Genomic DNA, 10,914 nt, shown 5'->3' with positions numbered 1-10,914 from the left:
AGCGCGGCGGGCCTTGGTCTGCACGCCGAAGGAGTTGTACAGGGCGAGGAATTTCTGCTTGTCCAGGCCGATCTTCTCGATGTAGGCCAGGATGGTCTTGTCGGTGTTGATGCGCTGGTTTTCCACGTGGATGGCCTGGAAGATCTTGGGGGTCAGCTCATCGGCCTTGCCCATGGCTTCCAGCGTGTAGTAGAGCTTCTGCTGCGGCACGAAGCTGTCGCGGAAGGCCACCGGCACCTTCTTGAAGCTGATCTTGTCGCCCTGCTTCTTGACCCACGCCGTCAGCGACGGATCCCAGGCCGCGCAGTGCGGGCAGTCGAACCAGAAGAACTCGGTGACTTCGACCTTGTTGCCGGAATCGGTCGGCTGGGCCTGCTCCAGCACACGGTAGTCGCTGCCCACTTGCGGATTGGCCGGCGAGGCCGAAGCGCCAACGCTGGCGGTGAAAGCCAGTACGCCGAAGCTGACCGCAGCCAGCAGCTTTTGATGGAAACGCATGGTATTACCCTCTCTGATGGATAGTCGGCGGAATCGGCCTGGGGCCGTTCCAAGCCCGTCGTGCCGGTCGGTTATCCCCTGCCGCCGGCATCCACGGTGCGATCTGTTTATTTGGGGATGCGCACGATGGCGGCATCGACCCCGTTATCGGACAGCTTGCTGCGCGTGCGGTTCATCGACTCCGCATGCTCGAAGGGACCGATGCGCACGCGGTAAAGCACGCCACTGTCTGCCGTGCGTTCGGTGACCTTGGCCTCGAAGCCCAGCAGGGCCAGCTTGGCGCGGGCACTTTCGGCGTCGGCCTGGTCGCGGAAGGCACCGGTCTGCAGGAAGTAAGTCCACTTGTCGTCGTTGGTGTCGTTCTTGGCGGCCGGGGTCGCAGGCGTCGTGGCCGAGGGCTTGGCGTCAGCCGTCTTGCTGTCGGACTTGGACGGAGCCGGCGTGGCCGGGCTGGCCTGCGGTGTCGGCGCTACCGGCGGCACCGGTTGCGCGGCGGCCGTATTGGGCGGCACCGGCGTCTGCGACTGCTGCTGGTCGCGCGCTGCTTCGCGGGCGATGTCGCGGTTGCCGTAGAGCGGACGGTTGGGGTCGGCCGCCTGGGCCGGCGTCGGGTCGGCGCGCTCGGGGCGCGTCACCTTGTTGACGAAGGGGATGGGCGACTTGGTGATCATCAGTGCCACACCCACGGCGATCCCAAGGCCGACGATCAAACCCAGGATCAGGCCGAGCAGCGTACCGCCGGCCTGCTTGTGATATTTCGCGTTCAACGGTTTCACGTTTCTCTTTAGCTGCTTGTTTTACATTCTGGCCGGAGCCGATACGCCCAACAATGCCAGGCCGTTGCGCAGCACCTGGCGGGTGGCGGACAACAGCGCCAGGCGTGCAGACCTGGTTGGGACATCGTCGACCAGCACGCGTTCCGCATTGTAGTAGCTATGCAGTTCCCCTGCCAGATCGCGCAGGTAGAAGGCCACCTGGTGCGGTCCCAGTTCCTGCAGGGCATGGGCCAGCATGTCCGGATACTCGGCCAGCTTGGCCAAGAGCGACGCTTCGCGCGGGGCGGTCAGCAGCGACAGGTCGGCCGTGGTCTTGAGCGCTTCTTCATCCACGCCCGACTTGCCCAGCACGGTGCAGATGCGGGCATGCGCGTACTGGACGTAGTAGACCGGGTTTTCATCGGACTGCGCCAGGGCCAGGTCGACGTCGAAGACGAACTCGGTATCGGCCTTGCGCGAGATGAGGAAGAAGCGCACCGCATCGCGGCCGCGCGTGAGGTCACGTGCTTCGCCCTCGACCGCTTCGCCGGCCGACCATTCGATCAGGTCGCGCAGGGTGACGTAGGAACCGGCGCGCTTGGAGATCTTGACCTCTTCGCCATTGCGCATGACGGTGACCATCTTGTGCAGCACATAGTCGGGATAGCCCTGCGGGATACCCACGCCGGCGGCCTGCAGGCCGGCGCGCACGCGGGCGATGGTGCCGTGGTGGTCGCTGCCCTGGATGTTGATGACCTTGCCGTAACCGCGTTGCCACTTGTTGATGTGATAGGCGACATCGGGCACGAAGTAGGTGTAGGTGCCGTCGGTCTTCTTCATGACGCGATCCTTGTCGTCGCCATAGTCGGTGGTGCGCAGCCAGAGCGCGCCATCCTGCTCGTAGGTCTTGCCGGCGGCAATGAGCGCCTCCACGGCGGCGGCCACCTTGCCGTCGGCGTAGAGCGAGGACTCCAGGTAGTAATTGTCGAACTTCACGCCGAAGGCCTGCAGGTCCAGGTCCTGCTCGTGGCGCAGGTAGGCCACGGCGAAGCGGCGGATCGATTCCATGTCTTCCACATCGCCGCTGCCGGTGACGGGTTCGCCGTCGCTGGCCGAGACGGTCTTCTTGTCGAGGAAGTCGCGGGCGATATCGGCGATGTAGTCACCGTTGTAGGCCGACTCGGGCCACTCGGCATCACCCGGCTTGAAGCCGCGCGCACGCGCCTGCACCGAGGTGGCCAGCGTGGCGATCTGCACGCCGGCATCGTTGTAGTAGAACTCGCGCAGCACGTCATAGCCCTGGGCTTCCAGCAGCGAGGACAGCGCATCGCCCAGCGCGCCCTGGCGGCCATGGCCCACATGCAGCGGACCGGTGGGGTTGGCCGAGACGAACTCGACCAGCACCTTCTTGCCAGCGCCCAGGCTGCCACGGCCGAAGGCCTCGCCCTGTTCGTGGATCACCTGGACCACCGCCTGCTTGGCGGCAGCCGCCACGCGCAGGTTGATGAAGCCGGGGCCGGCGATCTCGACGGATTCCACCAGGCCTTCGCGCGCCGGGTCGGCCATGACGGCGGCCACGATGGCTTGCGCCAGTTCGCGCGGGTTCTTCTTGAGCGGCTTGGCCAGCTGCATGGCGATGTTGCAGGCGATGTCGCCGTGCGAGGCATCGCGCGGACGCTCCAGCGTAATGGTCGGGGTCAGGCCGCTATCAGCCAGCAGCGGCTGCAAGGCGGACGAGAACAGGTCGGAGATGCGTTGTTTCTGTTGTGCGAGCATGGGAATGAGGGGTAAAGCGGAAGCGGCCGAGCCGCTGGTCTGGCAGGCTGCGCCGCGCGGAGGGATCGCTTGCAATTGGTTGAGCAGCCGAGATTATACCGGCTAGGCGCACCATGTTGGCTGCCCGAGCAAGCAGCTTGCACACAGGCAAGCTCTCTGTTCCATAAAGATGGCGCAATCACAACAAAGCGTGCAGCCGCGCTTGGACGCGCTTAGGTCAATTTTGCAACAAACTTCACCCGGCATTTCACGATGCGCCGGGGGCCCGCCTGCTGCCGGGCTGCCTTCATATATCGACCGGATCGACCTCAAGCGACCAGCGCACCCGCGTCTTCAGTTGGCGCAACTCGGCCAGCCAGTGCTTGAGGAAGCCTTGCAGCGCCGGGCGTGATGGACATTCGATGAGCAACTGCGCCCGCTCCACGTTGGCCACCCGCATCATGGTCATGGGGATCGGTTCGTTGATGGTGATGGCGGGGGCGTCCAACAGGGCGGCGGCCTCCTTCAGGAAAGCCATGGCCGTATCCAGCTCGCGCGCCTCGGCGCGCAGCAGGGCCTGGTACATGAAGGGCGGGAAATGGGCCTGGCGGCGCTCGTCCAGCAGGTCGCCGGCAAAGCCGTCGTAGTCATGGCGCATCACGGCCTGGTACAGCGGGTGATGCGGATAGCGGGTCTGGATCAGCACCTCGCCCGAACTGCCATCGGCGGACAGCCCGGCCCGTCCGGCGCGGCCGGCCACCTGCATCAACTGGGCAAAGAGCCGTTCGCTGGCGCGGTAGTCGTGCGAGAACAGCGCCGTATCGGGATTGAGCACGCCCACCAGTGTGAGTTTTTTGAAATCGTGTCCCTTGGCCACCATCTGGGTGCCGACCAGGATATCCACCTCGCCTCGGTGCACGCTGTCGAAGGCGCTCTGGGCCGAGCCCTTCAGGCGGGTCGAATCGGCATCGATGCGCAACACGCGCGCGCCGGGGAAAATCGCCCCCAATCCCTCCTCCACCCGCTGGGTACCGCGCCCCAGCGGCTGCAGGTCGACGTTGCCGCAGGTCGGGCAGGCGCGCGGGATGGCCAGTTCCAGGCTGCAATGGTGGCAGCGCAGGCGGCGCTCGGGCCGGTGCACCACCATGAAGGCATCGCAGCGCATGCAGTTGCTGATCCAGCCGCAGGCATCGCAGGCCAGCACCGGCGCATAGCCGCGGCGGTTCAGGAACAGCAGCGACTGCTCGCCCTGCTCCAGGCGCTTGCGCACGGCGGCGATCAGGCCGGCGGTGAGGCCATCGACGGGCTTGTCGCGCTCCATGTCGATCACCTTGACGGTGGGCAGCACCGCCTGCTGGGCTGCGCGCTGGCGCAGCTCCAGGCGGCGGTAGCGGCCGGCCTGGGCGTGATGCCAGGTTTCCAGCGAGGGCGTGGCCGAGCCCAGCACCACCGGAATGCCGAGCTGGTGCGCCCGCCACACCGCGAGGTCGCGTGCGGAATAGCGCAGGCCTTCCTGCTGCTTGTAGGAGGGATCGTGTTCCTCGTCGATGACGATGAGCTTCAGGGACGGCAGCGAAGACAGGATCGCCAGCCGCGTGCCCAGCACGATGTGGGCCTGGCCCAGGTGCGCGGCCAGCCAGTTGCGGGCGCGCTCGCCCTCGGCCAGTCCGCTGTGCAGCGCCACCACGTTCAGGTGCGGGAAGCGCGCGCGGATGTTGCCTTCCAGTTGCGGGGTCAGGTTGATTTCGGGCACCAGCACCAGGATCTGCGCGGGGGCCGGCGCGGGCTGGCCAGGGTCGACCGTGCCGGTGGGCGCTTCCTTGTTGCCCTGTGCCGCCTCATCGGCCGCGCGGCGCAGGATGGCGGCGGCGGCTTGCAGGTAGACCTCGGTCTTGCCGCTGCCGGTGACGCCGTACAGCAGCAACGGCGCGAATCCCGTGGCACCGGCGATGGCGTCCACGGCCTGTTGCTGGGCCGGGTTCAGGGGCGGTGCCTCACCCAGCTCGAGCGGATCGGGTGCAGCCTGCAGGCCGGGTTCTGCTGCTTCGGCGGTGATCGCTTCAGCCTCGGCGCGGGTCTTGCGGCGCGCCTTGGTCTTCTTGGGCGCGGCCAGACGGCCCAGGGCCTTGAGCGCCTTGTCCAGCGCTACGGTGGTCAGGGCGCGCAGGTTCTTGGGCAGCCCCGGCAGCATCACCTCGCCCAGCGGGCGCTGGTAGTAGTCGGCCGCGAAGCCGCACAGCGCCAGCCAGTGCGCCGACATCGGCGGCAACTGGTGGCGCACGGCAATGACGTCCTTGATCTTGTCGGCCTGCAAGTCGGTCTGGTCCGCATGGCCAACGACCACACCCACGGCTTCGCGGCGGCCGAACGGCACCACCACCAGCTGGCCGATGGCCGGCATGGGCTCCTCCGGCGTGGCCGGCTGCCAGCGGTAATCGAAGACGGTATGCAGGGGCGTATCGAGCGCCACCTGGAGCAGGCGTTGTTCCACGAACTTAAAGTCAATCCTGAAAAACCGGGCTAAGCCCCGGTTTCATCATCATTTTTGGACCTATCCACATACGCTGTGGATAACTTTGGGGACAAGTGCCACTTGACATCGCCCCGCGCAGGCTGGCTGCGGCTTGCGATGCGTTGCCCAAATCGAGGGCAAAAAATTAAGCCAATGAAATCAATGACTTGCATCCGAGGCTTCAAGCACGAAAAATATTTTTGCATGGAAGCTTTGCGTATGGCGCTGGTGCTTCCTGTGTGCATAAGTCTGCACCAAGGGGCAATGTGCCCAGCGTTTGTCAAGTCCTGACCGACAGAATTTTGTCGGCTTTGGCCGGCAGGCCGTTATCTCACTGTCCTACAAACTTAAAGTAAACCTTCAAAGATTTCGATAAGCAGCGGTTTTGTAAACGCTTTTGGGTCTTATACACAGCGTCTGTGGATAACTTTGTGGGCAACTGCCTATTGACAAGCTCGCAAGCCACGGCCAGTGCATGTTTCAGCAAAAACGCCTCTGCAAGCCAAAAAATTAAACCCAATAAAATCAATGGGTTACACAGAAGCCCTCTGCGCAATCCTTCATATTCAAATAAATTTGATTCTCAGTCAAAAATTCTGCCTGTATGTGCATAAGTCCCTCGCCAGTGGCACGAATGTGCATATGGACTTGGCAAACTGCACAAATACGAAAAGATAACGACAGATACGCGCACGTTCAACCGCGCAGCGAGCGGCTGATCTCGTGCACGGCCTGCGCAAGGGTCGCCACCGCTTCCGGCGGGGTGTGCTGGGAGATGCCGTGGCCCAGGTTGAAGACATGCCCGCTACCGGCGCCGGGGCGTCCGAAGGACTCCAGCAGCTTGCGCACTTCGGCGCGGATGGCGTCGTCACCGGCAAAGAGCACGTTGGGGTCGAGGTTGCCCTGCAGCGCCACCTTGTCGCCCACACGGCGGCGGGCTTCGCCCAGGTTGACGGTCCAGTCCAGGCCGACGGCATCGGCGCCGATGGCGGCGATCTGCTCCAGCCACAGGCCACCGCCCTTGGTGAAGACGATCACCGGGATCTGCTGGCCATCCTGCTGGCGCTGCAGCTGGCTGACCACCTGCTGCATGTAGGCCAGCGAGAATTGCTGGTAGATGCCATCGGCCAGTGCGCCACCCCAGGTATCGAAGATCATCACGGCCTGCGCACCGGCGGCGATCTGCGCGTTCAGGTAGGCGGCCACGGCATCGGCATTGGTCTTGAGGATGTGGTGCATCAGGTCCGGGCGGCGATAGAGCAGGCTCTTGACCAGGCGGAAATCATCCGAGCCGCCGCCTTCGACCATGTAGCAGGCCAGGGTCCAGGGGCTGCCGGAGAAGCCGATCAGGGGCACGCGGCCATCGAGTTCGCGGCGGATCTGGGTGACGGCCTTGAAGACGTAGTCCAGCTTGCCCAGATCGGGGGCCTGCAGGGCTTGAATGGCAGCCTCGTCGCGCAAGGGGCGTTCGAACTTGGGACCTTCGCCATCAGCGAAATACAGGCCCAGGCCCATGGCGTCCGGCACGGTGAGGATGTCGGAGAAGAGAATGGCGGCGTCCAGCGGATAGCGTTCCAGCGGCTGCAGCGTGACTTCGGTGGCGTAGTCGGGATTGGTGGCCAGGCCCATGAAGGAACCGGCACGGGCGCGCGTGGCGCGGTATTCCGGCAGGTAGCGGCCGGCCTGGCGCATCAGCCACAGCGGCGTGTAGTCGGTGGGCTGGCGCAGCAGCGCACGCAGGAAGGTATCGTTTTTGAGCGGAGCGAAGGTGGACATGGAAGAAGAGGAGGACATGGTCGGCCTGCAATGCGGTCTGACGACAATCCGGCATTATCTCATCCTCCGCGCATGGCTTCCGGCTAATTGTCGCTATCAGCGTGCGCTGATATTGATGCAGGTCGTGGCGCGCGGTTTTGCTATGATCGTGCGGCTGTCTCCAGCCGGTCCCATGCATGTCCAATGAACAAGAAGCGGACCGAATGCAATGCCAACGTCCCTGTCCATCATCATCCACGAGGAGCTTCCATGAAGTCCATCATCCGCACCGCCCTGCTCGCAGGCCTGGCCGCCCTGTCGCTTTGCCTGACGCTGTCGGCGGCCCGTGCCGACGACGCCCTCCCTGCCTCACGCCTGGACCAGGTCATCAAGGCCGGCAAGCTGCGCATCTGCATGACCGGCGACTACAAGCCCTTCACCTACTATCGTCCCGACCAGACCTTCGAAGGCATGGACGTGGAACTCGGCCAGGCGCTGGCCAAGTCGCTGGGCGTGGAGGCGCAGTTCGTCAAGACCACCTGGAGCACCCTGATGAATGACTTCATCGCCCAGTGCGACGTGGCCATGGGCGGCGTCTCGATCACCCTCGATCGCGCCCGCAGGGCGGCCTTCTCCGAGCCGGTCATGGTGGATGGGAAAGCGCCCATCATCCGCTGTGCCGACAAGGACAAGTTCCGCAACTTCGACATGATCGACCAGCCCGGCACGCGCGCCATCGTCAACCCGGGCGGCACCAACGAGCGCTTTGCCAAGGCCCGCTACAAGAATGCAACCCTGCTCCAACATCCGGATAACGTGACCATCTTCCAGCAGATCATCGATGGCAAGGCCGACGTCATGGTCACCGATGCCAGCGAGACCCTGTGGCAATCCAAGCTGCATCCGGAACTGTGCCCGGTGCAGCCTGACCAGCCGCTGCAGTTCGCCGAGAAGGCTTACCTGCTGCCGCGCGGCGATGTCGCCTTCAAGGCCTATGTTGATACCTGGCTGCACCTGGCCAAGGCCACCGGCGAATACCAGCGCATCTTCGACAAGTGGCTGAAGTGATCAAGTAAGCGCCGGTTGACTCGTGCCCGGCCTCAGTCGAACTTGAGATCCTTGAGTTCGGGCTTGGGGTCGGGGAAGCGCAGCTTGAGCTTCTGCAGCGTCTCCAGGACCACATTGGCCACCAGCAGGTTGCGGTGGGTCTTGGAGTCGGCCGGCACCACATACCAGGGCGCGTGCAGGGTGCTGGTCTGGCGCAGCACCTCCTGGTAGCGCTGCTGGTAGGCATCCCAGAACTTGCGCTCGGCCAGGTCTTGCGGATCGAATTTCCAGTGCTTGTTGGGATCATCGATGCGCGATTGCAGGCGTGATTTCTGCTCGGCCTTGGAAATGTGCAGGAAGAATTTCAACACCACCGTTCCGGTTTCCCACAGCATGCGTTCGAAGTCGTTGATCTGGCGATAGCGGCGCTTGCACTCCTTGTCGTCGATCCAGTCGTGCACGCGGGTGATGAGCACATCCTCGTAATGGCTGCGGTTGAAGACGGCAATCTCCCCCGCCACCGGTACCTGCGCATGCACGCGCCAAAGGTAGTCGTGCGCCAGTTCGATGGCCGTCGGCCCCTTGAAGTTGGCGATGCGGATGCCTTGCGGATTGACGGCCGCAAAGACGTCATTGACGGTGCCATCCTTGCCGCTGGTATCCATGCCCTGCAGGATCACCAGCACCTTGTGCTTGTGGCCGGCGTAGAGCATCTGCTGCTGCAGGCCGATCTCGGCTGCCAGGCGCTGCACGGTGGCGCGGTCGGTTTCCTTGTCGCCGCTGGAGAGCGGCTTGGTGGAGGCTTCACTTTCCTTGAGGACGAACTTGGGATGGACGATGAATTGCGGGCCGATTTTCTTTGCCATGCTGTCTCGCTTTTTTCGTTATAAATCATTTCCGGTTGGCACCGGTGACGTCTTACAAGACGCCGTGGGATTGGCCCATGGCGTGCTCGATCTTGATGCACTTGTCCATGACTACCTTCAGCCCGGCGGCACGGGCGCGCGCCGCCGCTTCTTCATGGACGATGTCGAGCTGCATCCAGACGCATTCGGCGCCGATGGCAATGGCCTCCTCCACCACCGGCGGAATGTCGGCCGACTTGCGGAAGCAATCGACGATGGCGATGCGCAAGCCATCACTGGCCAAGGCCGCGCTGGCGTCCTGCAGGCTGGCGTGGCAGTACTCACCGAGGATGGTCTGGCCAGCGTACATGGGATTGACGGCCACGATGCGATAGCCCGCTGACTGCATGTAGGCCGCCACGTCGAAACTGGCGCGCTCGGGACGATTGGAGAGACCGACCACGGCGATGATGGGCTTGCCGTGCTGGCGCGGGCTGGCCGTGGAAGGGGATGCGGAAGATGCGGGTGCAGCTGGCGACATGAGGGCTCCTGTCCGGCTGGTTTGAAAGGGGCGAATGCTTTAAATGATCTGGCTGGAAGGAATTGGTTCTTTTCTTCACCATCCGGGCACTTTACCCGAGGATGGCTGTGGCCGCAGCGCCAGTGGACGCGGCATTGGGGAAGGTTTGATGCAGATTGTTTCAAAGTGCCCGAAACCGGCAGGCCTGGTCAGCCCGGCAATCACTGTGAGCCCGGGGAGCGGCCAAAGGAAGGCCGGTCCGAGCGCATCGAGCGCGCATGAAAAAAGGCAGCCGAAGCTGCCTTTTCACGTACTGCATTCCTGCGGTGATGCTGTGCTGCCATGCTGCCGGGCCGGGCGTGCTTCGCAAGGAAGAACGCCGCTGCCGATCAGCGCTTCTGACGCAACTTCTGGATCGCGGCCAGCTGTGCCACTGCTGCGGCCAGTTCGGCCTGGGCTGCGGCGTGGTCGATCTTGGAGTCACGGTTCACCAGCGCTTCCTCGGCCAGACGCTTGGCTTCGGCGGCCTTGGCTTCGTCCAGGTCGGCACCACGGATGGCGGTGTCGGCCAGCACGGTCACGGCGTCGGGCTGCACTTCCAGCAGACCGCCGGCCACGAACACGAATTCCTCGTGTGCCTGGCCCGCGACCTTGATACGGACAGCACCTGGCTTGATGCGCGTGATCAGCGGGGTGTGACGGGGATAGATACCCAGTTCACCCGCTTCGCCCGGCAACGCGACGAATTCTGCCTCGCCGGAGAAGATTTCCTCTTCCGCCGAGACCACGTCCACGTGAATAGTATGTGCCATGTCGTTTCCTAGTCGATGGACCGCTCCTGCGAACAGGAGCGGCGCCAATGAATCAATGTGTACTTACCTGCCGCCACCGGCCCGGGCTACGCACCCGCTGCCTGCGACGGCATGGCCAGTCTTAGTTGATCTTCTTGGCCTTTTCGATTGCTTCGTCGATGGTACCGACCATGTAGAACGCTTGTTCCGGCAGGTGGTCCAGTTCGCCGCTGGCGATCATCTTGAAGCCCTTGATCGTGTCCTTCAGCGAAACATACTTGCCCGGGGAACCGGTGAACACTTCGGCGACGTGGAAGGGCTGCGACAGGAAACGTTGCATCTTGCGAGCACGGGCGACGATCAGCTTGTCTTCCGGTGCCAGTTCGTCCATGCCCAGAATCGCGATGATGTCGCGCAGTTCCTTGTAGCGCTGCAG

10 protein-coding genes and 1 pseudogene are annotated in these 10,914 nt (G+C 63.7%); 2 read left to right on the top strand and 9 right to left on the bottom strand.

Translation table 11 applies throughout. The annotated features are described in order from the left end of the window. The 5 genes from B3873_RS13660 to hemE all read right to left on the bottom strand — a co-directional run. Nucleotides 1–498 (bottom strand): thiol:disulfide interchange protein DsbA/DsbL (locus B3873_RS13660; RefSeq protein ID WP_286866684.1); only part of this gene is annotated, 498 nt, incomplete at its 3' end. 107 nt (nucleotides 499–605) lie between these two features. Next, nucleotides 606–1,274: an SPOR domain-containing protein gene (locus B3873_RS13655; RefSeq protein ID WP_039783537.1), complete on the bottom strand. Its 669-nt coding sequence runs from the start codon at nucleotides 1,272–1,274 to the stop codon at nucleotides 606–608. A 21-nt stretch (nucleotides 1,275–1,295) separates the two neighbouring features. Then, nucleotides 1,296–3,029, bottom strand: coding sequence for an arginine--tRNA ligase (gene argS, locus B3873_RS13650; protein WP_286866683.1), 1,734 nt, complete (start codon nucleotides 3,027–3,029; stop codon nucleotides 1,296–1,298). Between the two features lie 286 nt (nucleotides 3,030–3,315). Further along, the gene (locus B3873_RS13645) at nucleotides 3,316–5,499 is read right to left on the bottom strand and encodes a primosomal protein N' (protein ID WP_286866682.1); all 2,184 of its coding nucleotides are present in this window, start codon (nucleotides 5,497–5,499) and stop codon (nucleotides 3,316–3,318) included. 717 nt (nucleotides 5,500–6,216) lie between these two features. After that, nucleotides 6,217–7,314, bottom strand: a complete 1,098-nt coding sequence (gene hemE / locus B3873_RS13640; RefSeq protein ID WP_259433472.1) for a uroporphyrinogen decarboxylase — start codon at nucleotides 7,312–7,314, stop codon at nucleotides 6,217–6,219. Here hemE and B3873_RS13635 point away from each other — a divergent pair. Further along, a complete protein-coding gene (locus B3873_RS13635) occupies nucleotides 7,295–7,483 on the top strand; it encodes a hypothetical protein (protein WP_151201150.1) in 189 nt (62 codons plus the stop codon). The two genes, hemE and B3873_RS13635, sit on opposite strands and share 20 nt — an antisense overlap. 62 nt (nucleotides 7,484–7,545) lie before the next feature. Then, nucleotides 7,546–8,343 (top strand): transporter substrate-binding domain-containing protein, encoded by a 798-nt coding sequence (locus tag B3873_RS13630; RefSeq protein WP_209533847.1) that lies wholly within the window; start codon nucleotides 7,546–7,548, stop codon nucleotides 8,341–8,343. A gap of 32 nt (nucleotides 8,344–8,375) precedes the next feature. On the opposite strand, the gene B3873_RS13625 is transcribed toward B3873_RS13630, so the two are convergent. From B3873_RS13625 to B3873_RS13610, 4 genes and pseudogenes are all read right to left on the bottom strand, one after another. Further along, nucleotides 8,376–9,188 carry a polyphosphate kinase 2 family protein gene (locus tag B3873_RS13625; protein ID WP_034330975.1) on the bottom strand — a complete coding sequence of 271 codons (813 nt, stop codon included), beginning with the start codon at nucleotides 9,186–9,188 and terminating at the stop codon, nucleotides 8,376–8,378. A gap of 52 nt (nucleotides 9,189–9,240) precedes the next feature. Further along, entirely contained in the window at nucleotides 9,241–9,708 is a 468-nt protein-coding gene (locus tag B3873_RS13620; protein ID WP_286866680.1) for a CoA-binding protein, read from the bottom strand. Between the two features lie 368 nt (nucleotides 9,709–10,076). Further along, nucleotides 10,077–10,499: a F0F1 ATP synthase subunit epsilon gene (locus tag B3873_RS13615; protein ID WP_008332978.1), complete on the bottom strand. Its 423-nt coding sequence runs from the start codon at nucleotides 10,497–10,499 to the stop codon at nucleotides 10,077–10,079. A gap of 121 nt (nucleotides 10,500–10,620) precedes the next feature. Further along, a pseudogene (locus B3873_RS13610) lies at nucleotides 10,621–10,914 on the bottom strand (F0F1 ATP synthase subunit beta); the annotation flags it as partial.

It is taken from the genome of Herbaspirillum sp. UBA812 (genome assembly GCF_002296545.1).
Classification (GTDB): domain Bacteria; phylum Pseudomonadota; class Gammaproteobacteria; order Burkholderiales; family Burkholderiaceae_D; genus Herbaspirillum; species Herbaspirillum huttiense.
Note: the sequence above shows the minus strand (reverse complement) of the source record. Positions and strands in the feature narration are given on the sequence as shown.

Bases quoted from the DNA above. Each gene is read 5' to 3' on its own strand.
- B3873_RS13615 (WP_008332978.1), bottom strand. From the start codon at position 10,499: ATGGCACATACTATTCACGTGGACGTGGTCTCGGCGGAAGAGGAAATC.
- B3873_RS13620 (WP_286866680.1), bottom strand. From the start codon at position 9,708: ATGTCGCCAGCTGCACCCGCATCTTCCGCATCCCCTTCCACGGCCAGC.
- B3873_RS13625 (WP_034330975.1), bottom strand. From the start codon at position 9,188: ATGGCAAAGAAAATCGGCCCGCAATTCATCGTCCATCCCAAGTTCGTC.
- hemE (WP_259433472.1), bottom strand. From the start codon at position 7,314: ATGTCCTCCTCTTCTTCCATGTCCACCTTCGCTCCGCTCAAAAACGAT.
- B3873_RS13635 (WP_151201150.1), top strand. From the start codon at position 7,295: ATGGAAGAAGAGGAGGACATGGTCGGCCTGCAATGCGGTCTGACGACA.
- B3873_RS13630 (WP_209533847.1), top strand. From the start codon at position 7,546: ATGAAGTCCATCATCCGCACCGCCCTGCTCGCAGGCCTGGCCGCCCTG.
- argS (WP_286866683.1), bottom strand. From the start codon at position 3,029: ATGCTCGCACAACAGAAACAACGCATCTCCGACCTGTTCTCGTCCGCC.